Annotated in this window: 24 protein-coding genes; 17 read left to right on the forward strand and 7 right to left on the reverse strand. The window is 35.3% G+C overall.

Annotated features, from left to right (window positions below; all coding sequences use genetic code 11):
* Positions 1–13: 13 nt before the first annotated feature.
* Positions 14–1,132, forward strand: a complete 1,119-nt coding sequence (locus ACH3PA_RS18230; RefSeq protein WP_416442690.1) for a GNAT family N-acetyltransferase — start codon at positions 14–16, stop codon at positions 1,130–1,132.
* An 80-nt stretch (positions 1,133–1,212) separates the two neighbouring features.
* Here the strand turns inward: ACH3PA_RS18230 and ACH3PA_RS18235 are convergent, their stop codons facing one another.
* Positions 1,213–1,896, reverse strand: a complete 684-nt coding sequence (locus tag ACH3PA_RS18235; protein WP_416442692.1) for an SIMPL domain-containing protein — start codon at positions 1,894–1,896, stop codon at positions 1,213–1,215.
* Positions 1,897–2,069: 173 nt separating this feature from the next.
* Positions 2,070–2,720, reverse strand: a complete 651-nt coding sequence (locus ACH3PA_RS18240) for a rhomboid family intramembrane serine protease (protein WP_416442694.1) — start codon at positions 2,718–2,720, stop codon at positions 2,070–2,072.
* A 54-nt stretch (positions 2,721–2,774) separates the two neighbouring features.
* Between ACH3PA_RS18240 and ACH3PA_RS18245 the strand changes: the two genes are divergently transcribed.
* Positions 2,775–3,647, forward strand: a complete 873-nt coding sequence (locus tag ACH3PA_RS18245) for a lysophospholipid acyltransferase family protein (RefSeq protein ID WP_416442696.1) — start codon at positions 2,775–2,777, stop codon at positions 3,645–3,647.
* A gap of 48 nt (positions 3,648–3,695) precedes the next feature.
* On the opposite strand, the gene glmM is transcribed toward ACH3PA_RS18245, so the two are convergent.
* Positions 3,696–5,084, reverse strand: a complete 1,389-nt coding sequence (glmM, locus tag ACH3PA_RS18250; protein WP_416448323.1) for a phosphoglucosamine mutase — start codon at positions 5,082–5,084, stop codon at positions 3,696–3,698.
* A 93-nt stretch (positions 5,085–5,177) separates the two neighbouring features.
* On the opposite strand from glmM, the gene ACH3PA_RS18255 reads away from it, so the two are divergent.
* From ACH3PA_RS18255 to ggt, 4 genes are all read left to right on the forward strand, one after another.
* Positions 5,178–5,777 (forward strand): ACP phosphodiesterase, encoded by a 600-nt coding sequence (locus ACH3PA_RS18255; protein WP_416442700.1) that lies wholly within the window; start codon positions 5,178–5,180, stop codon positions 5,775–5,777.
* 87 nt (positions 5,778–5,864) lie between these two features.
* Positions 5,865–6,086: a hypothetical protein gene (locus ACH3PA_RS18260; RefSeq protein WP_416442702.1), complete on the forward strand. Its 222-nt coding sequence runs from the start codon at positions 5,865–5,867 to the stop codon at positions 6,084–6,086.
* Positions 6,083–6,256, forward strand: a complete 174-nt coding sequence (locus ACH3PA_RS18265) for a type II toxin-antitoxin system RelE/ParE family toxin (protein WP_416442704.1) — start codon at positions 6,083–6,085, stop codon at positions 6,254–6,256. Before ACH3PA_RS18260 ends, ACH3PA_RS18265 begins: the two co-directional genes overlap by 4 nt.
* Before the next feature lie 262 nt (positions 6,257–6,518).
* A complete protein-coding gene (gene ggt / locus ACH3PA_RS18270; protein WP_416442706.1) occupies positions 6,519–8,228 on the forward strand; it encodes a gamma-glutamyltransferase in 1,710 nt (569 codons plus the stop codon).
* 94 nt (positions 8,229–8,322) lie between these two features.
* Here the strand turns inward: ggt and ACH3PA_RS18275 are convergent, their stop codons facing one another.
* On the reverse strand, positions 8,323–9,096 hold the full coding sequence (locus ACH3PA_RS18275; RefSeq protein ID WP_416442708.1) for a hypothetical protein: 774 nt from the start codon (positions 9,094–9,096) through the stop codon (positions 8,323–8,325).
* An 86-nt stretch (positions 9,097–9,182) separates the two neighbouring features.
* Entirely contained in the window at positions 9,183–9,551 is a 369-nt protein-coding gene (locus ACH3PA_RS18280) for a hypothetical protein (protein ID WP_416442710.1), read from the reverse strand.
* Positions 9,552–9,753: 202 nt separating this feature from the next.
* On the opposite strand from ACH3PA_RS18280, the gene ACH3PA_RS18285 reads away from it, so the two are divergent.
* A complete protein-coding gene (locus ACH3PA_RS18285) occupies positions 9,754–10,629 on the forward strand; it encodes a tyrosine-type recombinase/integrase (protein WP_416442712.1) in 876 nt (291 codons plus the stop codon).
* A gap of 743 nt (positions 10,630–11,372) precedes the next feature.
* Positions 11,373–11,768, forward strand: coding sequence for a hypothetical protein (locus tag ACH3PA_RS18290; RefSeq protein ID WP_416448324.1), 396 nt, complete (start codon positions 11,373–11,375; stop codon positions 11,766–11,768).
* 120 nt (positions 11,769–11,888) lie between these two features.
* Here the strand turns inward: ACH3PA_RS18290 and ACH3PA_RS18295 are convergent, their stop codons facing one another.
* Positions 11,889–12,140: a hypothetical protein gene (locus ACH3PA_RS18295; RefSeq protein WP_416448325.1), complete on the reverse strand. Its 252-nt coding sequence runs from the start codon at positions 12,138–12,140 to the stop codon at positions 11,889–11,891.
* 178 nt (positions 12,141–12,318) lie between these two features.
* Between ACH3PA_RS18295 and ACH3PA_RS18300 the strand changes: the two genes are divergently transcribed.
* The 6 genes from ACH3PA_RS18300 (at position 12,319) to ACH3PA_RS18325 (ending at position 18,152) form a co-directional block, all read left to right on the forward strand.
* The gene (locus ACH3PA_RS18300; protein WP_416448326.1) at positions 12,319–13,587 is read left to right on the forward strand and encodes an AAA family ATPase; all 1,269 of its coding nucleotides are present in this window, start codon (positions 12,319–12,321) and stop codon (positions 13,585–13,587) included.
* 265 nt (positions 13,588–13,852) lie between these two features.
* Positions 13,853–14,257, forward strand: a complete 405-nt coding sequence (locus tag ACH3PA_RS18305) for a hypothetical protein (protein ID WP_416448327.1) — start codon at positions 13,853–13,855, stop codon at positions 14,255–14,257.
* A 216-nt stretch (positions 14,258–14,473) separates the two neighbouring features.
* Complete coding sequence (locus ACH3PA_RS18310; RefSeq protein ID WP_416448328.1) at positions 14,474–15,148, forward strand: hypothetical protein; 675 nt, start codon at positions 14,474–14,476, stop codon at positions 15,146–15,148.
* 162 nt (positions 15,149–15,310) lie between these two features.
* Positions 15,311–15,928, forward strand: coding sequence for a YEATS-associated helix-containing protein (locus ACH3PA_RS18315; protein WP_416448329.1), 618 nt, complete (start codon positions 15,311–15,313; stop codon positions 15,926–15,928).
* A gap of 154 nt (positions 15,929–16,082) precedes the next feature.
* Positions 16,083–17,390, forward strand: coding sequence for a hypothetical protein (locus ACH3PA_RS18320; protein WP_416448330.1), 1,308 nt, complete (start codon positions 16,083–16,085; stop codon positions 17,388–17,390).
* Between the two features lie 159 nt (positions 17,391–17,549).
* On the forward strand, positions 17,550–18,152 hold the full coding sequence (locus ACH3PA_RS18325) for a hypothetical protein (RefSeq protein ID WP_416448331.1): 603 nt from the start codon (positions 17,550–17,552) through the stop codon (positions 18,150–18,152).
* 94 nt (positions 18,153–18,246) lie between these two features.
* On the opposite strand, the gene ACH3PA_RS18330 is transcribed toward ACH3PA_RS18325, so the two are convergent.
* Entirely contained in the window at positions 18,247–19,206 is a 960-nt protein-coding gene (locus tag ACH3PA_RS18330; protein WP_416441748.1) for an IS110 family transposase, read from the reverse strand.
* A 365-nt stretch (positions 19,207–19,571) separates the two neighbouring features.
* On the opposite strand from ACH3PA_RS18330, the gene ACH3PA_RS18335 reads away from it, so the two are divergent.
* The 3 genes from ACH3PA_RS18335 (at position 19,572) to ACH3PA_RS18345 (ending at position 21,668) form a co-directional block, all read left to right on the forward strand.
* On the forward strand, positions 19,572–20,210 hold the full coding sequence (locus ACH3PA_RS18335) for a hypothetical protein (protein ID WP_416448332.1): 639 nt from the start codon (positions 19,572–19,574) through the stop codon (positions 20,208–20,210).
* Positions 20,211–20,415: 205 nt separating this feature from the next.
* A complete protein-coding gene (locus ACH3PA_RS18340) occupies positions 20,416–20,805 on the forward strand; it encodes a helix-turn-helix domain-containing protein (RefSeq protein WP_416441756.1) in 390 nt (129 codons plus the stop codon).
* Positions 20,802–21,668 carry an IS3 family transposase gene (locus ACH3PA_RS18345; RefSeq protein ID WP_416441754.1) on the forward strand — a complete coding sequence of 289 codons (867 nt, stop codon included), beginning with the start codon at positions 20,802–20,804 and terminating at the stop codon, positions 21,666–21,668. The genes ACH3PA_RS18340 and ACH3PA_RS18345 overlap by 4 nt, the downstream gene beginning before the upstream one ends.
* The last annotated feature ends 306 nt before the right edge of the window (positions 21,669–21,974 follow it).

Consider the following 21,974-nt stretch of genomic DNA (forward strand, 5'->3'; position numbering starts at 1 on the left):
GTGTTATAGGTTTATGATTACGATTAAAGAATTGAAAACGAAGCAGGAACTTACAGATTTTGTAAAGTTTCCTTTTTCACTATATAAGAATGAAAAGAACTGGGTGCCGTCTTTAATCAATGACGAACTAGAAAGCATGGATGCAGATAAGAATCCTGTTTTTAAGAATGCCAGCGCCTGGTATTTTATGGCATATCGTAAGGGGAAGCCTGTAGGGCGTATCGCCGCAATCGTTAATCAACTTGAGATAAAAGACCAGAACAAGCCTAAAATGCGTTTTGGCTGGTTTGATGTAATAGACGATGTAGAAGTTACAAAAGCGCTTATCGCGAAAGTTGAAGAAATAGGTCGCAACCACCAACTGGAATGGATAGAAGGTCCTGTAGGTTTTTCTAATATGGAAAAAGCAGGGATTTTAATTGAAGGTTTTGATTACCTCAACACCATGATCACGTGGTATAATTTCCCGTATTACAAAGATCACTTTGAAGAATTAGGTTTTGATAAAGCTGCAGAATGGGTAGAATTTAAGATCAAGATACCCAAAGAATCGCCTGAGAAAGTAGCAAAATTTGCCCGTATCGTTGTAGAAAGATACAAGCTTAATGTAATTCACTTTACTAAGAGCAAAGAGATCATGCCCTATGTAGATGATATGTTTGGGCTGCTTAATAAAACCTATAATACACTGAGTACATTTGTGCCTATACAGCAGTACCAGATAGATCATTATAAAGAAAAGTACATCAAGTACATTAACCCGCACTATATTAAATGTATTGCAGATAGTGATGGCAAATTGATCGCTTTTGCCATAACAATGCCATCTTTTAGTAAAGCGCTTAAAAAGGCAAACGGTAAACTGTTCCCTTTTGGGATTTTCCACTTGCTGCGCGCACGTAAAAAGAACAACACAGCAGCTTTTTATCTAATTGGTATAGATCCTGAATATCAGGGTAAAGGTGTAACGGCTGTTATCTTTCACCAGATGCAGGAACTGTTTAATAAGAACGGAATTACTGACGTAGAAACAAACCCAGAATTAGAAGAAAACAAAGCTATACAACAGCTGTGGAAGAACTACGAGCACTCCCTGCACAAACGCCGCAGAACTTACAAAAGAGATCTTTAGTTAAACAAAAAAACCTCGCAGGATCTCCTGTGAGGTTTAATATATCGAAATAAAAATGGCTCTGGAGCGAGTAAAATCGGTTATTTTAGCTCAAAAACCACGTTTATTTTAGCAGAAATCGTGATCTCACCGGGAGCGATAGTTTCCTGAGAAGCGTCTGCCCTTTCACTCATCGCCATCATTTTGTATTGAGGCTGTGGTAGAGGCATCGCACTGCCACTTTCTGCAATACTAATCGCATTACCTATAGACTGACCCAAAACAGCGGTGTACTCTTCAGCTTTCATTTTTGCATTGGTTATTGCCAGTTTTCTGGCTTTAGAACGGTACTCTTCAATGTTTGAAGAAGAAAATTCTACTCCGTCAATATTGTTGATACCAGATTCTATAAGACCTTCCATGATCTTTTCATAATTTTTCAGGTCTTCAATTTTAATAGAAATTGACTGATTTGCCTGATAATTATAAGTTTTGGTTTGGTAATCGTAATTCTTATTCAGATTTACATATTCGGTTTTTACATTATTTTGAGCGATATCCATCTTCCTGATGAACTTTAGAACGGCATCAACAGATTTATCGTTTTCATCCTTAACTTTTGCCGCCTCTTTACCTGTAGTTTCTACACGCACTCTTACAGTTACCTCGTCTGGCACGACCGTAACTTTACCTTCTCCCTGTACGCTTACAACGGGTTGCATCTGCTGCTGCGCAAAAGCATGCATGCCCAGAACCATAATAACTGCAATAAAAACCTTTTTCATAATGTGAATTTTAATATTAGACAATGTGTAAGACAATTCTTATGCCAAATAAATTTTGAAACTGTGGAGCTGGGTGTCTGCTAATGGTAATGATTTCGCTTTAAGCGAAATAAATCTCTACTATTTTTATTGCAGCTCTTAGATTCGGAGTTACTTCGAAAAAAATGAGTAGATTAAATTTTTCCGGTTTTACTCAAAATGAATAAAACGATAATGGGTATTGCCAATAAACCTACCATGAGCAGATTTGTCTGAAAAAGAACCGGTGCCATTGCAAGCGTGATGACATAACCGCCCACAGCCCCGCCAAAATGTGCATCATGACCTATATTGTCATTGCGTGAACGCATACCGTAAATGGAATATAATAAGTAACCTATACCAAAAATATATGCAGGTATAGGCACGGGAATGAAGAACATATAAAGACTCATACCCGGCTCAAGTAAAATAGCAGAATACAAGATCCCGGAAACTGCACCACTCGCTCCTACGGCGGTATAATGATACTCATCCTTATGAAAGTAGTAAGACAATAAATTACCCAAAATCAAACTACCCAGATAGATTATCACAAAACTCAAACTGCCTAAATAACCCACTACGATAGATGAGAAAAAATAGAGCGTAAGCATGTTAAATAGCAAATGCGAAGTGCTTACATGTAAAAATCCTGAACTAATAACACGTATCTGCTCCCCTCTTCTTACTGCGCCAGTATTAAACTTGTATTTCTCAAAAAAGGAATAGTCGTTAAATCCTTTCATTGAGAACAATACGTTTGCTGCGATAATGATGATGGTGACCAGGTCTAAATTGCCCATAAAAGCTAAAGTTTGGCCTCAAATATACCTATATTTACCCAAAATACTCAGTTGATGCAGTGGCTTATATTCTGGCTTGTTTATCCCATTCTCTGGTTAATTTCTAAACTTCCTTTCTGGCTTTTTTATAAAGTATCAGATGTGGTGTGTTTTATTGTTTACCGCATAGTTGGTTATAGAAAAAAAACGGTGCGATACAATCTCGACCTTGCTTTCCCAGAGCTTTCTAAAGCTGAAAAACATCGTATAGAAAAGCGGTTTTACAGCCACATGTGCGATATGTTTCTGGAGATGATCAAATCTATTTCTATCTCTAAAGAAGAACTTAAGCGCAGATTTGTTTTTACAAATCTCGAGATCATGAATAAATTTGAAGAAGAGAACCGCAGTCTTTTTTTAATCATGGGTCATTATGCTAGTTATGAATGGCTGTCGTCTTTGCAATTTCAGTTTCATTACACGGGTTATGGTATTTACAAAAAAATAAAGAACCCGTATTTTGATAAGTTGGTGCGGGATATACGAGGTCGTTTTAATTCTAAGCTTTTAACGAATAAAGAATCTGTTATACAGATTACAAAACACATTCATGAAAATGTACTTTCTACATATGCCTTTATAGCAGACCAGTCTCCTAAGGCTGTCAACATACACCATGTTACGCCGTTTTTTGGGCATAAAGTCCCGTTTTTTACCGGTGTAGAGCGACTTTCTAAAAAGCTGGATGTTCCGGTTCTACACTTAGATGTGCGCAAAAAAAAGCGCGGATTTTATGAAGCTACTTTTAAAGTACTTACAGATGATCCTCGCTCAATCCCGGATTACGGAATTACAGATGCTTTTGTAAAAAACCTGGAAGAACAAATAAAAAGTGCGCCCGAGTATTACCTCTGGACGCACAAGCGTTTTAAACATATTTGTGATTAGTATCGCCCTAAGCCATTAAACCTTAAGTTAAAAGTGGTTTTTTTCGCTTTAAGCGGAAGCCAATACATTAATTTCTTTAATCATATTATCTGCCACAGTATCTGCTTCTTCCTGCGTAGGTGCTTCTGTATAAATACGTATTATAGGTTCTGTATTTGATTTTCTAAGATGAATCCAATGGTGTTCAAAATCAATTTTTACACCATCTACAGTACTCACTTCTTCGTTGCTATATTTTTTAGCCACAGTTTCCAGAATTTGATCAACATCAAGTTCAGGTGTAAGTTCGATCTTCTTCTTGCTCATAAAATAAGAAGGGTAAGATGCTCTAAGTTGCGTAACTGAAATCTTTTGTTTTGCCAGGTGCGTTAGAAAAAGAGCGACTCCCACAAGGCTGTCACGACCGTAGTGCGACTCAGGGTAAATAATACCGCCATTGCCCTCACCACCTATCACTACGTTCTTTTCTTTCATCTTTGCCACAACGTTGACTTCGCCCACAGCGCTTGCAAAATATTTACCGCCATGCTTTAAAGTAACATCACGTAAAGCTCTTGATGAAGAAAGATTAGAAACGGTATTACCCGGTGTCTCACTTAAGACGTAATCTGCACAGGCAACAAGAGTGTATTCTTCTCCAAACATTTCACCCTTATCTGTAATAAAAGCCAGACGGTCTACATCAGGATCTACCACGATGCCCAGATCTGCTTTTTCTTTTACAACCAATTTACAAATATCACCCAGATGCTCTTTTAACGGCTCAGGATTATGCGGGAAATCGCCTGTGGGTTCACAATATAATTTAACCGTATGCACACCAAGTCTGTCAAGCAACATAGGTATTACCACTCCCCCACTACTATTTACGCCATCTACCACGATCTTAAAATTGGCTGCCTTAATTGCTTCTACATCTACAAGTTCCAGATCAAGCACTTCATCAATATGAATATCAAAATAAGCATCGTTCTTGTGAATCTCGCCCAGATAGTCAACTTCTGCAAATACAAAATCTTCACTTGCTGCTATTTCAAGAATTTTCTTTCCTTCTTCAGCATTTAAGAATTCGCCATCTTTATTAAGCAGTTTTAGGGCATTCCACTGTTTTGGGTTATGAGAAGCGGTAAGAATTATACCACCATCGGCATGTTCCATTGGTACAGCGATCTCAACAGTAGGCGTAGTAGAAAGGTCTAGATCTATAACATCTATACCCAGACCTATAAGTGTATTCATGACCAGTTGTTGTATCATACTTCCAGAAATGCGAGCATCTCGTCCTACCACAACGCGGTAATTCTCTTTGTCACGTTGCTGCTTGATAAACACACCGTATGCTGCTGCAAATTTCACCGCATCTAAAGGAGTAAGATTATCTGCCGTCCTGCCGCCTATCGTACCGCGTATTCCTGAAATTGATTTTATTAAAGTCATGGTTAAGATGTTTTTATTATACTAGTATTTGGAGTGCCGCAAATATACTACATCAAAATACTTTCCTTACTTTAGAATTTGTAAATTGGTTACGTGAATTATCTGGCCCACATCTATCTTTCTGGTGACAACGATTTTATTACTATAGGCAACTTTATGGCAGATGGCATAAAAGGGTCAAAATATCTTCACTACCCTATGGATATTCAAAAAGGGATCATCCTGCACCGTGCTATAGACAGTTTTACAGATGCTCATCCTGTTGTGCGCAAAAGCACAAAACGCCTGCACAAGAACTACAGTCATTATAGCGGCGTCATTGTAGATATATTATACGATCATTTTCTGGCTAAAAACTGGCAGCGCTATCACCCGCAACCGCTGGCAGATTATGTAGACGATTTTTACGCCATGCTACATGATAATTTTGAAATACTCACACCTCGTATTCAGCAAATGATACCTTACATGATCGAGCAGAACTGGCTCTTAAGCTATGCCGAAATTGATGGTATCGCCACGGTCTTACACAACATGAACATACGTACAAAAAACCGTAGCGGTATGGACAAAGCGGTTAACGATCTGGTTGCCAATTACGCCGATTTTGAGCACGAATTTACCGATTTCTTCGCAGAACTAACCGATTTTTGTAAAAACAGACTTGAGGAAATAAACCTCGAGATTCCCTAAAAAATTGTCTTTTATACGGTAGTAAAAAAATGCGGTATAAGCGATAATCCTAACTGATATTTACTAATTTTGAATAAAGGTATAATAATGAATATTCAGGCTGAAAAAATAGAACTAGCTAAAATGCTGTTGAGCACTAACAATCCTGAAATCATTCAGTCTATAAAGCGGATCTTCCAAAAAGAAGAAACAAAAGATTTTTGGGACGAACTTTCCCCAGATCAGCAAGCTGAAATAAAACTTGCGTCATTGGAACTTGAAAATGGCGAAACGACAGATTACGATACTTTTATTGCCAAACATAGATGAGCAGAAGAGTTGTTGTCTCAAAAAATGCAGAAAAAAAACTAAATAATCTATTCGATTACCTTACAGAGAATTGGTCTTTAACAGTGAAATCGAATTTTGTGAATAAGCTTGACAAAAATATTAAACTCATTCAGAAACATCCTGAAAGCTTTCCAGAGTCTGTAAAGTAAAAGGGTTTACATAAATGCGTCATAACCAAACAGACGACTTTATATTATCGTTTTGATGAAAAGCAGATTAAGATAGTGACAGTTTTTGATACTCGGCAGCACCCAAAAAAGTTGAAAAAAGACTTATAAAAGTGAAGTTTAACAGGCTTAATTTATTTACGTCACTTTGCTTAAAATCATGCAGATTTTCCTCCGCCAGTTTCTTTTGCTATCTTAGTTGTAAATCAACGCTACAGACACTTATCCTAGCCTAAACATTTATATGAATAAACTCTACTCCTACAAAACCCTCTACTTTTTATTTTTTCTATTCACTCTGGCATCCTGCAAGCAGGAGTCTAAACCTAAAGCCCCGCAGCATGGTCTTATTACAGAACATGCCATGGTAGTTTCTGCACGTGAAGAAGCCTCACAAATAGGAACCGATATCTTAAAAAAAGGAGGAAATGCTTTTGACGCGATGGTCGCTACAGAAATGGCACTTGCTGTCACTTATCCTTTTGCCGGCAATCTGGGCGGTGGTGGTTTTATGGTTTACCGGCTGGCAAATGGTGACACCGGAGCGCTTGATTACAGAGAGAAAGCGCCCATGGCCGCGACAGAAACAATGTATCTTGACGAGGCTGGCAATCCTGTTGATAGCCTGAGTCGTGAAGGTGCGCTCGCAGTGGGAATACCCGGAACGATCGCAGGGATTTTTGCCGCTCATGAGAAACTTGGTTCTATGCCTATTGACAGCATTTTACAACCGGTAATTGCGCTTGCGCGAAAAGGTTATGTGGTGACTGAAAATCAAAAAAACAGATTCAAAGAGTATAAAGAACTCTTTGACAAAGTAAACGGAAAGGATATTTTGTACTCTGGTGACTTTCGTGCAAACGACACCATTAAAAATCCCGTGCTGGCAAACACGCTGGAGCAGATCGCAAAAAATGGAAAAACCGACTTCTACGGTGGAGAAATCGGTCAAAAGCTGGTCGATTTTGTTACCGCTCATGGCGGAATTATGACACTTGAGGATCTAAAATCATATGAAGCCGTATGGCGACAACCAATCATCTTTACCTATAAAAACTTACGCATAATTAGCATGTCGCCACCATCAAGCGGTGGGATTTGCCTGGCTGAAATTATGAAAATGATAGAGCCTTATGATCTGACTGCCTTGGGTCATAACTCACAAAAAACAATACAGCTAATTACAGAAGCAGAACGTCGCGCTTATGCAGATCGCAGTTTCTTTTTAGGCGATCCTGATTTTGTAGATATCCCTGTAGACAGTTTAACTAGTGATGAATATGCAAAACGCAGAATGGCTAATTTTAGTTTTGACAGAGCAACGCCCTCAGATTCTGTAGCGCACGGTATGATTAGTGGTTATGAAAGTATGGAAACTACGCATTATTCTATTGTAGATCAATTTGGCAATTCGCTGGCTGTGACCACAACATTAAATGGTGCTTATGGTTCAAAATTATATGCAGACGAGTTGGGTTTCTTTTTGAATAATGAGATGGATGATTTTAGTGTAAAACCGGGCGAACCTAATATGTTTGGTCTTATAGGAGCCGAAGCTAATAGTATAGCTCCACAGAAACGCATGCTGAGTTCTATGACGCCAACACTGGTAGAAAAAGACGGTAAATTATGGATGAGTGTAGGCACACCGGGCGGTTCTACGATCATTACATCTGTATTACAAACAATTCTCAATGTATCTGAATTTGATATGACCATGCAGGAAGCGGTAAACGCTTCTCGTTTTCACCACCAGTGGTTACCAGACGTTGTGACCTTTGAGCCAGAAGCGTTTAGCAAAGAAATGCTTGACAGCCTTAAGCAAAAAGGATATCATACCAGACAAGAAAACTCGGTTATTCTGGGTAAAGTAGATGGCGTATTGGTCTTACCTGACGGAAGGCTTGAAGGTGGCGCAGACAGGCGTGGTGATGATACTGCTGTAGGTTTTTAAAACAATAAAACAAAGTATGATAATTTACCAAATGGTATAAAGAGATTTTTCCTTTTATAAGTAATCCGTCGTGTTACCAGTATTATTTTTAGTTTTAAAATGGATATGTGGAGTTCATAAACGGGCTTTCAAAAGTTTTCCAATCAGTTGCCGGTAATGATTTCCCGTCTGTATTCATTGGTGTAAATCTAACCTTGTATTTGCCTTTGTAATCATAGGTAAATGCCCCAGCACACATTCCGTGGCCTACATTAAGCTTACCGTTCAATTCTTGAATATAGAATACTTTTTTACCATTAGTATTTAAATAAATAACTTCTGTCTTGTACCAAATTTCAAAATTTGATTTGTTTTTTACATTAAAGATGGCATTGGCAGATGCTCCACAACCATAGAGAATAACTTCGGTCTTATCAAATTCAATATTCAGAGTAGAATTTAGAGTTTTGAGTGCTTTTTTGTCTGTAGTTTTCCAATAGACTTTTTCACTTTCTTTTGTTTCTCTATTGTACCGCCTCATTTCTCTTTCTTCGTTTTCGGTTTGGTCTGCGTATTTAAGAAAGTATTGTGTGTCTGGCTTTAATTCTGACGATGGGCAAAAAATAGCTTGGGTTAATTGCATCTGTCCTTTCAGGATTTCCTGAAGATTTAATTCAATCAATTCTCCGCTTTTACTCTCGAGATAAATTTTTCTCTCGTTGAAGCTGTTGATTGTCTTTTCGCTAAGAGCGTAACCTTGAATAATAAACATTGAATTCAAGCTAATTTCTTTTTGCTCTGGAAAGAATTCCATCCCGCTCATCGCACATTCAGCGAAACCTGATTTAATTCCGAAAAAAACGAATAAAAGAAGTATGATTTTTTTCATAATTGTTGTTTGTTCAACGTCTTCAAATATCGTTCCGACTATATTATGGCTAAAAAGAGATCACTTTAAGCAGGGAATAATTTTTTCTAACTTCTTTTGCGCAGAATAAGAATCTCATCATCAGAAAATGCCATCCATGCAAAATCATAAACCCAGTGGTAAATCTTTCCTTTTGAGTTTGTATAGAAATGTGTAAGATAATTAAAGTGAAATTTTTTCTTCTCAAGCTCAATACGTTTTATCTTTTTCTGGGCGCTGTTCTTTCCCATAAGTTCTAGTAAGATAGATCTGTTTCTATGCAAAATGACATCTATATCGCGTGTGGTCTCATCTGTAACGCGACGCAAATTAGTATGGTAAAAATTTTTACACCGCAGAGAGCAAAAGATTTTATCGCTACGCCCGTGAATCTCATTTTTACATATTTTACACTTATTTATGCTTCTAGAACTCATTTAAACAGCCATTTACATTTATTCGATTCTAACGGTTAAGATACGATTATTGCACTAAACCACTTGAGCCTTTCTTATGAATAGTTGAAATTGCAGTGATAAAAATTAGTTGCCCAAGGAATTACTTCAAAGAAGTTTCAACAAAATGTGGAATTGGGTTAAGATGGTTAATCAATTTTTCTAACCTTAATCAGGCGGATTCATGCAGACGGAAACACAGGAATATAAGCTTTCGCGAAAGCGGGAAATATATCAACAATTAGATACGTATAAGCGCTGGATGCAGGAAAAGCGGCTGGCATATAACACAATTAAGGTTTATACAGATGTGACTCAGCGGTTTCTGGAGTTTCTGGAAGCTCGTAATGTGCAGGTCATCTCGCCTTTGTGGATACAGCGGTTCAATTTTTTCTATATTATCAATAACAACTATTCTGTATCGTACCAAAATCAATGTATAAGCGGTATAAAAAAGTTTCTTGAATACAAAGGTGCTCCCATGCTGATTGAGGAGTTGCAGCGACCACCAAAACCCAGGCGATTGCCTATAGTGCTGAGTCCTGAGGAGGTGAAAATACTTATTGACCGGATACCTAATAATAAACATAAGGCGCTAATGGCCTTAATTTATTCTGGCGGTTTGCGCATAGGTGAGGCGTTGAGTTTGCAGCTAACAGATATTGACAGCGGGCGTAATCTTATCTTTATTAGGAGTGCTAAGGGGAATAAGGATCGATACACTTTATTATCTGCTAAATTGCTTGAATTGCTGCGCACTTATTACAAGGGTGCGCGGCCACAAAAGTTCTTATTTGAGGGCAGACCTGGCGAACCCTATTCGGCAGCTAGTGCTCGAAAGATCTTAAAAAAGGGTTTATATAAGGCCGGAATATCAAAATCTGGAATTACGCTTCATACGCTTAGGCACAGTTTTGCGACGCATTTACTGGAAAATGGAACAGACTTAAGGTATATTCAGGAATTGCTGGGTCACCAAAGTCCTAAAACAACTATGATCTACACACACGTTACGCGAACCAGCTTAGAACGCATTGTTAATCCTTTTGATGCTTTATGATAGAAGATTTATTAAAACAAAGAAGCACCAAAGGTGCACATATCGTCCTTGTTTAGATAAATAAAAGTATATTTAGTACGCATATAAACAAGTTAAATACAAGAGCTTCATAAAGATTTAAGTTCGTTACCAACCTCCAAAATCCGGCATTTAACTACAAAAATCGCAAGATAATATTGTAAAATCAGACGCATTCAGACTGGAAACTGAATGGAAAAATTGCGGATAAAAACTCGGCTTGCGGAGCATAAAAACGGCCAAATATTGTGGAAAATCAACATGCAAATCTGAAACCGCTAAAACCTGTAGCGCGCTAATCAGACCGAAAACTAAAAGGAAGATTGTGGGAAAAATTATTGTAACCTAATCTATTCAAAAGCGAACTGGAAACTCCAAAAATCCACCAAAATTGACCCAAAAATCGCCATTTCAGAATGGAAATCGCAAATCGATATTTTAAAAATATTGGACACCTACTAAGATTAAAATTCTGGAGTTGGGCAAGTGCTCCAGTATTTAACACTGGCTATAAGCCATAGCTTCTTCCCTCCCCTTTTGGAAAATCCTACGGATTTTCTCTCGCCAGTTTCTTTTTGCTATCTTAGTTTACAAAACCACGCTACGGACACATAGCCTAACCCGTTAGCTACAATTTAAACACACTTATGATCAAATATTTGACATTCGGAGTATCAATATCATTTATATCTTGGATAGTAGGAATGCTTTTAAATTTCATCCTTATGAAAACCGGATACTATCATAAAATATCTAACCTAAATTTTATTGAAAATAAAAAGCAAAATAAAAATATAGGAATCGAATATTTTAAATGGATCGTAAAAAATAGTTTTTTCAAATTCTTCAATCCGAAAATTAAGGTGGACAATAAAAAAACGGATTTGACTGAAATACGAAAAGAAATGACAATTGCTGAGATAAGCCATTTGATCGCATTTATATTCGTGACGGTCATTGCTTTATATATGAGTATTTCACATAATTATTTATTCGGTTTAACAATAATGATCGTGAATATTTTAATGAATTTATATCCTTCTTTATTACAACAGGAAAATAAAAGACGAATAGACAAAATTATTAAAAGACAAAGGAAAACTGTAGCTAACAAAATATAAAAACAATGCTTAAACCTGTTTTGAATCTAAGCTCCGTGCTCGCTTGCAACGCCTGATTGTCCTCCGGACAATCACTCTCGCCCGCTTGCACTGTTTTTATACAGGACGTTGTGCATAATGCTATTTTAAGTCCTTTTCTTCAATCATTATGTTTGTACCGTAAAGTATTTCATTATTACCAAGCACAGGCATCAATTCAAAAACTTGATGGGCTTGTAATTTATACCAAGTCTGGCCATCAATTGTTTTTCTATAATGTTCTGTGTCAATACAAGCGTCTATGTATTCTTGGCCAACTGTTTTTTTTAAATAAGCCCAGCCTTTATCTGTTATCTGTATATAGATGTAATGGTTTATATTAAATGTTTTCATTTTTAAAGTTTTTAAATTAAAGTCGCACTATGCACAACAATGTATATAATTTATTGGCCAATGTCGGCCATTTAATAATCCTAGTGTTTATGGGCTTGGCCAGAGTATATTTAGTTCGGCCATTGCTTAACGTGGCCAACATATCATATACTTGGCCGTTAGGCACAATTAGATAAAAATGAATAAAATTAATCCCTTCAACCCAAATTCACCAATTGGACCAGGAATGTTTGCTGGCAGATATGATGAATTAGTAACTACTGAAAAGCTATTGATTCAAGCAAAAGCGAATAAAGGCCACGGGTTTCTTTTAACAGGACAAAGAGGTATAGGAAAAACTTCACTTCTAAACTTACTGAAATACAAAGCAGAAGGTGATATAGATGTAAACGGTCAAAATTTAAACTTTCTGGTAGTTGACATAGACATTACAAAAGATACAACACAGCAAATTTTAATAAAAAAAATAGAAATAGCTCTTAAGAGAAAATTAGCAAGAACAGAAAAAACTAGAGCAATATTTGGAGAAATATGGAATTTTGTTGGTCGAATAGAAGCGGCTGGAGTAAAGGTCAACACAAATTCAACTAGTGATAATGAATTGATTTTTGAAGAGTTCTGTTATTCTCTTGCTGACACTTTAAATAGAGTAACTAAAACTACAGATAAATCAAAATTTGATAGTTCATATGATGGTCTATTAATTATGATTGATGAAGCCGATAATGCTTGTCCTGAATTGGATTTAGGGACTTTTATAAAACTATTATATGAGAGGCTTCAAAAAGAAAAAACTCAGCATTTAATGGTAGGAATAGCTGGTCTACCAAGTACAAAACAAGTTCTTTCAAATAGCCATCCCTCATCGTTAAGAATTTTTGACGAATTAGTTTTAGATAGACTTCAAGAGTCTGATATAAAATATGTTATCAACCGTGTTCTTGAACATTCTAAAGAGATTAATGGATTTGAAACTGAAGTTTCGGAAAGGGCAGAAAAATTATTAATTAATCTTTCGGAAGGATTTCCACATTTTATTCATCAATATGGCTATTGTGCATTTGATTTATCTGATGGAAAAAAAATAACAGAAAAAAATGTAATCGATGGTGCTTTTGGAACCAATGGAGCAATCGAAAAAATTGGAGATAAATACTATCGAGATGATTATTATAATAAAATCAAAAAAGATAGTTACAGACAAGTTCTCGTTATAATGGCTGAAAAACTTGATTCTTGGGTTTCAAGAACTTATATCAAAAATAGATTTAAAGGAGAGAAAGCTACTTTAAATAATGCTATTGCAGCCTTAAGGACTCGAGGGATAATTCTTGACAAAGAGGGTTCTAGAGGAATGTATAGACTACAAGATAAAGGTTTCGCTTGGTGGATTGTAATGAATAAGAAAAGAGAGGATAGAGATAAAAGAGAACAACATAAAAAATAACTGTGCCTAACAGTGGCTATAAACCATAGCTTCTTCCCTGCACTTTTGGAAAATCCTACGGACTTTCTCTCGCCAGTTTCTTTTTGCTATCTTAGTTACAAAACCACGCTACGGACACATAGCCTAAACCGTTACCTGCAATGGCTCCTGACCGAAAAAGAGTGTTTTGATAAGAAAAAATCCCTCGGTCAAGGACTTGAAAAAAAAGAAACAAAACAGAAAATCATCCTGTTGGAATAAAACTTATAAAATCGAAATTTAAAAAATGAATGAATATTTACTCCCTAATTATTACAAAAAGATTGCCTTCGGAATTGGAATAGTTGCTTTATTAGCTTTAATTTTCAAGTATCTATTTGTTGATTTATTCATAATCGAACAAACGAGATTAGAATGGATAATAAAAAACATCATTTTAATTTCATTAGTAGGTATAGTTTTTTCCAGAGAGAAAAATGAATCAAAGAAGATTAAGGAATTAAGATTACAAGAATTAAAGGGAGCCCTTGGATTTGGAATTATTATTTTATTTTTTCATTCAATTCAAGAACTTATTTTTTGGGATGGAGACTATGAAATGAAAAGTGGTTATGGACTTATGGTTGCTATGCTTCTTTTCCATTTAGTTTTTTTTACTTACAGAAAAAGTAAACTGAAAAATAATTCATAAGAATTTTAAAAAAGTAAATTGCAAATCTAGGGTTCTTACTCAAACGTATCGCCACAGCAGGTAACAATGTATAACAGAAATGGCGGCTAAGAGACAATTTCAAAAATCGCTGTTTATTAGCAAAAATCGGGTCAAAACTTGAAAAAATTGATAATTTAACTCCACCACTTCGGTTATACGAGACCGTTGGGCGTAATTTGAGAAAATCGTATCCGAATGATAAAACATCATAATTATTATAAAGTCCACTTACCTAAAAAACAATATAAAGGAGAAAGTGAAGACGAATTAGCTGAAATTTTGATGGAGGAAGCTCACTTGGTGTCCGATGGAAAATGGACGAAAGACTACACACCTAATAATCCAAAATCAGACAAATTTGAAATAAGCTTATATCCGTCTATTCTCTACGCTACGAATAAATTAAACTATACTGAAAATGAAAAGTTTAAAACGATTAATAATTTTTTAGACAATCAATTCGTTGACTTTTTAGAAAGATTTAATCCTCTATATAAATGCACAAGTTTCATAGAATATCACCTTCATTTTTTCAAAGGAGAAAAATCTGAATTTTATAAACATATCAAGTATCAAATCTTAACTATAATTAAAAAGCGAAAAGAATCAAATAAGAAAAACTTTGATTATGGTAATTTAGAAATAATTATAACTGACTGGGTTAATGAAAAAATGACAATAAAAGAACAAAAATCGAATACTCTAAATGCTGAAAATATAATAATAAACAACAAGAGTAAAATTAAAAATCAATCAGTTAAAACTCAAAAAGAGCCAAAGGAATCTATCTGGAATAAAGCTAATGTTATAATTGCATTTATAGTCGGACTTGTAACAATAATTGGAATTATATGGGGAATTATGAATTAAAAAACTACGCCCAACACCGGCTATAGTTCATTGCTTCTGACTTTCCCTTCGGAAAGTCCTCGCAAATTTGCTATCTTCGGTTTACGGCGGAAAATCCTCGCGGATTTTCACGCAACGAAACCATAGCCAAACACGTTAGCACCTATTTAAAACGAAATTTCTATGAATTATATTTATCTGATTGGAGCAACCTTGATTTTCGGAATTTTAGGAGGAATAGTTAATGCGATAAGAGAAAAATCAGAAACAAAAAAAGACTATTTCAAAGGAATTATCAAAGGTATATCAGCCGCATTTTTAGTTCCATTTTTCTTATTTATCATTAGAAGCGAAATAGCAACTAATCTCGGAGATGATATCTATGAATATTTAATTTATGGAGGGTTTTGTTTAATAGCGTCAATTTTTTCAGACAATTTTTTCGATGGTATTGCTGATAGAGTCTTGCAAAAAGTTAAGAACGCAGAACAGATAGCAAAAGAAAGTAACGAAAAAGCAAATACTTTAATCAATAAGAAAGCTGAACCTGAAAAACAATCAAGGAAAAATACTAAAAAATCAATAGAAAAAACAAAAATAGCCGCAACAGATCCAAATTCTGCTAAAATTATAAAAGCTCTTGAATCTAAAGAATACGAATTCAGAACAATTTCAGGAATAGCAGAAGAAACACAAATTAGTAAACCTTCTGTTCATAGATATTTAACTAATTTGGAAAAGATGCATATTGTAAAAAAAATAAATTCTGGAAAACGAAATTTATGGACATTAAACCAATAAAAACAGGTGCTAACAATGTATAACCGCAATTACGGCGGATTCGACTACGTCCGAATCCACTCGGAATTGCTAACGTCAGTTCTTAACCGAAAATAATCGCTAATTTAATCCGTAACTGACGGTTATACGAGACCGTTAGGCATAATTTTATAGAATGAATATAACTACAGTAGAATTTTATATAAGTAACGAGAGTATTGTAAATACTTGGCTTGATTTAAATACTACAATTTTAGATTCAGATATAGTTATTTTTGATCCAGATCAATTCAAGAATTTATGGAAAGATCATGTAAGAAAACAAGATAATAATTCTGAAATAGTCTTTTCTCCACACTCCGATCAAATCAATTTAATTTTTGAAAGGAAGAGAAAAGAAGTTGAAACTCTTTTAAATAAAGGAAAAATAATTATAAATATTCTGAGCCCTATACATGAAGTTTACGGACAATTAGGAAACAGTTCAAATTTCGAGAAAATAACCAATTACGATCACTTGCCGAATGGCAGGGAATATCCTTTTGAAGATTTGGTTGCAGGAGTTAGTCAAAGGAAAAATGCCTTAACTATTGGAAAAACCAAGAATATTTTTTCTCAATTCTTTTATGCTTTTAAAAATGAGATAGCATATACAGCATATTTTGATATTGATGGTGATAATCAAACAGAGTTCTTTATTTTAAATAAAGCTCAAAGACCAATAGCATCCATTCAACAGTATTCAAATGGAATTATTGTCAATCTTCCAAAGTTGATAAATAAGTTTGATGAAAATAAATTTCTTGGAGTAATTCGACAATGCTCACAAAAGTATTTTAAAAACCATTCACAAACTCCTCCTCCGGAATGGACTAATGAATACGAATTAAATGGAGAAAAAGAAATTGAAAAAGAATTAATAAATCTCGAAGAGAAAATTGAAGGTTTAAAACAAGAAAAACAAAAAGTAGAAAATAATAAAAATGAGTTAACTAAATATAAACAACTATTATTTGAACAAGGTCCTGAATTAGAAGAAGTAGTTCTAAATGCATTTAAACTATTCGGTTTTGATGCTTTTAATAGAAAAAGCAAAGATTTAGAACATGACATAGTTTTTGAAGCAAAAGAAGGAAGAGGTGTTGCGGAAATTGAAGGAAAAGATAAAGATTCTATTCATATTGGAAAATTAGATCAACTTAACAGAGCAGTAGATGAAGATTTTGACCTAACGGATATATACCCCCAGGGCATTTTAATTGGAAATCATTTTCGATTACAAAATCCTGAAGATAGAGGTGAACCATTTACGGAAAAAGTTCATATTGTAGCTAAAAAGAAAAGTTTTGGTTTACTGAATACAATAGAAATTTATAAGGCTGTGAATCATCTAATAAAAAATCCAAATGATGAAAATTTCAAAACTAAATGCAGAGAAGCAATATTAAATACAGTTGGTAAAGAAATAATTCTAACACAATAAAACTATGCCTAACAACGTATAACGCAAATGGCGGGTTTAGAAGAAAAGAACTAAATTAGTTTTCAATATAAACAAAATCGTTAAGCCGACAACTCCGCATCCATAATTCCGCGCCACTTGTCGTTATACGAGACCGTTGTGCGTCATTTAAGAAAAACCATGAAATACAAGAAAATTAGAGGTTTAAAAAGAAAGGTTGCGAAAATTCAGAATTGGATTGAAGAATATTTAGAATTGGATATTGAACGGTTATCCGAACATAAATATCATTACTCAAAAGTGTATGTTCAACCTTGGGATAATTTGACTTTAACTAATAGTGAAATTCCTGAACCAAAAGGAAAAGCAAAAAAAGAGATAATAAACGGACTTGAAAAAATTTACGATAGTTGGAAAAAAGAATTGGACAAAATAAACGAGCCTTATTATCTGAAAATTTGGTTAAACGAACCTCGATTATCTAAATCTCAAGTAGTTTGCGCACTTGGCGAAAGGATTGAACATTATAAAACACTATTTACCAAAGCTGATTTTGAACAAAACGATTCCTCGTTTACTAAACAATTGAGTGCTGATTTTAAATGGGAACCAAAACTTGATGAATTTCATTATTGGAGAAATGATTTATTATGGCCAATTGACCAATATGACAAAATTGAATATGCTTATGCCGACAGAAGACTTTTGAAAAAATTGGAAAAATTGGAAAAATTGAATATTAAAAAGAAAAAACCACTTATTCAGACGGAACTGAAGATATAGTTTTCTTTGTTCCGGTTGGAAAAATATGGGTTGGAGAAAAATAAAAAACGAACGCACAACAATGAACTAAGCTAAAATCCAAGCTTTCTTCTACTTATTTTACCATGTAGTTAGCATCATAGCATAATCCGGATTTAGCTATTGCAAACGCTTGTTTTATCAGCTTGTTACAAACTGCAATCAAAGCCAATTTCTTACTCTTTCCCTTAGACACGATACGATCAAAAAGAGCTTTGCACTGCGCATTGTGAATGTAGGCGGTAAAACTGCACATAAATAGATGGTTACGCACAAGACCGTCGCCTGTTTTACTTATTCGCGACCTTCCCCGTATACTACTTCCAGAGCTACGTTCATTTGGTGCTAATCCCAGATAGGATGATACTTGTTTATAACTTAAAAAATCTTTGAAGTTAGCCGTACTAAGCATCAATAATACTGCTGTCTTTTTACCTATTCCTGGAATAGTCTGGAGTCTTGCGTATAAGGATGGCTCATTCGCTTTTATCAAAGCCTCAACCTCCTGTTCCAACAGCTGACGCTCTTTTTTAAGAGCTCGTAATTGACGCTTTATGGAAGTAATCATCTTGCCTTTAGTCTGCCCACGACTCTCAAATGCGTGCAACTTGTTCTTCAAGGCCGTAGATTGCTTCAAATACATTTGTATTAATGATAGCAATTCTCTGCCGCTCTCTATATACTCAGGGTCTGGTTCCCAATGCTCTAACTCCTGTTCACAGCTGTACCTGTAGATCATCAAAGCATCACTCTTATCGGTCTTTACGCGCTTGAGCTTCATCTGTATATACCTTTTGATAACCAAAGGATTTACAACACTTACACAAATACCCCTGCCATACAAAAACATAGCAAGCTGGTGATGATAACAGCCTGTCGCTTCCATAACACAATGAGAACTCTCCGGAATAGCCTTTAAAAAAACTTTAAAACCTTTCGTATCATTGGAATAACTACTGTGCCCAGTTTGGCTGCAATAAACATCAAAGCAGTCCTTTGAAATATCTATCCCAAAAAATAATGTACTTTTAATCATAGAATAATTAATTTAGAAAAGAACAAGCTACTTGATTTACAACATCCTAAAAACAAGCTCTAAAGGCCTAATGAACTAAAGGTAATTAAGTAGTAAAAGAGCAGGGATTTACATTGTTGACGGAATCTGAAGTTCCTACGGCTATACTAACCTTACTCTGCTCTTTTGTTCTTTTGAATTGATATTGAAATTTAATAGAAACAAACTTAGGATGGCTATAAGTAATTGCTTGTTGTCGCCCACTTCTGAAAATCCTCGCGGATTTTCAGTTTGGTGTGTACTTGCAAAGTTAAGTGCTAAACCACGCAACTACTCATAGCCGAGACCGTTGCCAGTAATTATGAAAAACCTAACTGAAGAATAAAATGGCTGTATTACTTTACCAAATCGGGATTTTTATAGCTGTACAAATAGCTGCTGTCTTTGGAAAAAGTGCAAGGAACACAGCATTAATTTTGATAACGATTTTTACGCTTTTACAAGTTTTTATGTCTTGGCTATTAATATTGCAATTGATTACGGTTTTTATTTCGTACCAATTCTCTAAAAGAATTTTATCAAATAACTCATCAAAAAGTCAACCGAAAAAAACACCAAAAAATGTCCTTTACAGTTATCGAGATGAAAATGGCGGACGAGTTGTAACAGAGGTTGACCTGAACGACGAAACTATTGACCGAACTACAAGAGAAAGAGCAATTTTACAAAATGAAATTAGAGAAGAATCGATTCGCAAATACGATTCGGACATTGAATATAAATCAATGATTGACAATGTCATCAATAATATGGTTTCTGGAAAAGTCGGTGGAATTAATGGAATTTCATTAAACACAAAATTTTACTACATCGAAAGAGGCAACACACACGGCCCTGTTACTGGAAAAAAATTAATATCATTAGTTAAAAATCAAAGAATAAATAAAAATTGCTTTGTTCGACAAACAACAGAAAAGGGATTTGAAAAAAGAGCATACGAAATCGTTGAATTACTGGAAAAATAACTACTGGCAACAATGTATAACCGCAATTACGGCGGATTCGACTACGTCCGAATCCACCCGGAATTGCTAACGTCAGTGCTTAACCGAAAGTCATTAACTTTAATCCCGTAACTGACGGTTATACGAGACCGTTACCTCACATTTAAAAAAATGTGCTTTCCTGAAATAGGTTGACTAAAAATTAAACCTTTTAGCACTATACCTAATGAAAGACGAAAAACCACCCTGCCGAAAAAATTCTTACAAAAAAGTAGGTTATGAACTCAAGCTGTTGATCATCGACCAGATCCAGAACGGACAGATTTCCGTAAACCACGCTTCTGAAAAATACCAGATCTCCAGGTCCTCTATTGACTATTGGTTAAGAAAATATAGTACTTTAGAACAAAAGAAACGAGGCATGAGCAAGAAAGACGAGATCAAAAAACTTAAGGAACGTATCGAAGAACTCGAGTTCGTAAAGGACTTCCAACAGGATGTTATCGCCGATATGGAACTCATCACAGGAGTCGATATGGCAAAAAAGTCATTACCCAAAACATTGGCAGAAGAGATCGAAAAAAAGAAACAAGACCGTTTAAAAGAAAATGGTTGATACAATGTTTTGGGATCAGTAAACAAGCCTTCTACAAGCGCTTGAGATCGCATAAAACCAAAGTAACCAATGACCAGATCATAATCCAAATGATCAGGGAGTATAGAAACGAAGTCGGGCTAAGAACCGGAGGGATCAAACTCCACGATAACCTTAAACCCAAAATGGAACAACGGGGAATAAAAATGGGAAGGGACAAGTTCTATAGGCTCTTAAGAACCTATAACCTATTGGTACCAAGGACCAAACGATTTTTTATAACCACCAATTCCAAACATCAATTCTATAAACACAAAAACCTGGTCAAGGACAAAGCCCCTACCCGATCCGAACAGCTCTGGGTAAGTGATATCACCTATATCAAAACAGAAAAAGGGCACAGTTACCTGGCTCTGGTCACAGATGCCTATTCTAAACAGATAATGGGCTATAAACTTGCTAACCATATGAAGACATCACTTTGTATAGACGCTCTGGCTATGGCTATTAAAAACCGCAAATACCCCAATGAAAAGCTCATCCACCATTCCGATCGGGGATTTCAGTACTGTAATCCAGCATATACCGAATTTGCCAGACAAAACGGGATTACCATGTCCATGACACAGCAATATGACCCCTACGAAAATGCTGTGGCGGAACGCATCAACAGAACCTTAAAATATGAATACGGACTTAAAAAAACTATAAAAAACTGTACCTTAGCTAAGAAGATGATCAAAAGGGCCGTGCATATTTACAACAACAAGAGAACACATCTAAGCTTGAAACTCAACACACCAGCCTTTGTTCATATAAACCAGAATGTACCCTATCGTTCCTACAAAAAGAATAAAGAAAATCTAGAATTTTTGACCTTTTAAATAACCAAAAATGAACCCGAAAAAGGTCAACCTATTTCAGTATAATACAAAATCACGCTGAATTGAAAAGAATAAAATCTGAATTTAATGTTGAACAAATTGGACGCTTCCGATTTTATAGCGGAATAATTTTAGGATTAGCGTTCGGATTAATATTAAACGAATTTTTTCTGAACATTATCCAAATGAGTGATGTTTTATCAGCAATGTCAAAAGGATATTATGAACAGCCTTTTAGCGAAAAACCAAATTTTTATTATTCATTTTTTTGGAGTTTATTTTCAATAAGTCTCGGATTTTGCTTCA

It is taken from the genome of Leeuwenhoekiella sp. A2, assembly GCF_047946655.1.
Lineage (GTDB): Bacteria > Bacteroidota > Bacteroidia > Flavobacteriales > Flavobacteriaceae > Leeuwenhoekiella.

Bases quoted from the DNA above. Each gene is read 5' to 3' on its own strand.
- ACH3PA_RS18230 (WP_416442690.1), top strand. From the start codon at position 14: ATGATTACGATTAAAGAATTGAAAACGAAGCAGGAACTTACAGATTTT.
- ACH3PA_RS18235 (WP_416442692.1), bottom strand. From the start codon at position 1,896: ATGAAAAAGGTTTTTATTGCAGTTATTATGGTTCTGGGCATGCATGCT.
- ACH3PA_RS18240 (WP_416442694.1), bottom strand. From the start codon at position 2,720: ATGGGCAATTTAGACCTGGTCACCATCATCATTATCGCAGCAAACGTA.
- ACH3PA_RS18245 (WP_416442696.1), top strand. From the start codon at position 2,775: ATGCAGTGGCTTATATTCTGGCTTGTTTATCCCATTCTCTGGTTAATT.
- glmM (WP_416448323.1), bottom strand. From the start codon at position 5,084: ATGACTTTAATAAAATCAATTTCAGGAATACGCGGTACGATAGGCGGC.
- ACH3PA_RS18260 (WP_416442702.1), top strand. From the start codon at position 5,865: ATGAATATTCAGGCTGAAAAAATAGAACTAGCTAAAATGCTGTTGAGC.
- ACH3PA_RS18265 (WP_416442704.1), top strand. From the start codon at position 6,083: ATGAGCAGAAGAGTTGTTGTCTCAAAAAATGCAGAAAAAAAACTAAAT.
- ggt (WP_416442706.1), top strand. From the start codon at position 6,519: ATGAATAAACTCTACTCCTACAAAACCCTCTACTTTTTATTTTTTCTA.
- ACH3PA_RS18275 (WP_416442708.1), bottom strand. From the start codon at position 9,096: ATGAAAAAAATCATACTTCTTTTATTCGTTTTTTTCGGAATTAAATCA.
- ACH3PA_RS18280 (WP_416442710.1), bottom strand. From the start codon at position 9,551: ATGAGTTCTAGAAGCATAAATAAGTGTAAAATATGTAAAAATGAGATT.
- ACH3PA_RS18285 (WP_416442712.1), top strand. From the start codon at position 9,754: ATGCAGACGGAAACACAGGAATATAAGCTTTCGCGAAAGCGGGAAATA.
- ACH3PA_RS18290 (WP_416448324.1), top strand. From the start codon at position 11,373: ATGAAAACCGGATACTATCATAAAATATCTAACCTAAATTTTATTGAA.
- ACH3PA_RS18295 (WP_416448325.1), bottom strand. From the start codon at position 12,140: ATGAAAACATTTAATATAAACCATTACATCTATATACAGATAACAGAT.
- ACH3PA_RS18300 (WP_416448326.1), top strand. From the start codon at position 12,319: ATGAATAAAATTAATCCCTTCAACCCAAATTCACCAATTGGACCAGGA.
- ACH3PA_RS18305 (WP_416448327.1), top strand. From the start codon at position 13,853: ATGAATGAATATTTACTCCCTAATTATTACAAAAAGATTGCCTTCGGA.
- ACH3PA_RS18310 (WP_416448328.1), top strand. From the start codon at position 14,474: ATGATAAAACATCATAATTATTATAAAGTCCACTTACCTAAAAAACAA.
- ACH3PA_RS18315 (WP_416448329.1), top strand. From the start codon at position 15,311: ATGAATTATATTTATCTGATTGGAGCAACCTTGATTTTCGGAATTTTA.
- ACH3PA_RS18320 (WP_416448330.1), top strand. From the start codon at position 16,083: ATGAATATAACTACAGTAGAATTTTATATAAGTAACGAGAGTATTGTA.
- ACH3PA_RS18325 (WP_416448331.1), top strand. From the start codon at position 17,550: ATGAAATACAAGAAAATTAGAGGTTTAAAAAGAAAGGTTGCGAAAATT.
- ACH3PA_RS18330 (WP_416441748.1), bottom strand. From the start codon at position 19,206: ATGATTAAAAGTACATTATTTTTTGGGATAGATATTTCAAAGGACTGC.
- ACH3PA_RS18335 (WP_416448332.1), top strand. From the start codon at position 19,572: ATGGCTGTATTACTTTACCAAATCGGGATTTTTATAGCTGTACAAATA.
- ACH3PA_RS18340 (WP_416441756.1), top strand. From the start codon at position 20,416: ATGAAAGACGAAAAACCACCCTGCCGAAAAAATTCTTACAAAAAAGTA.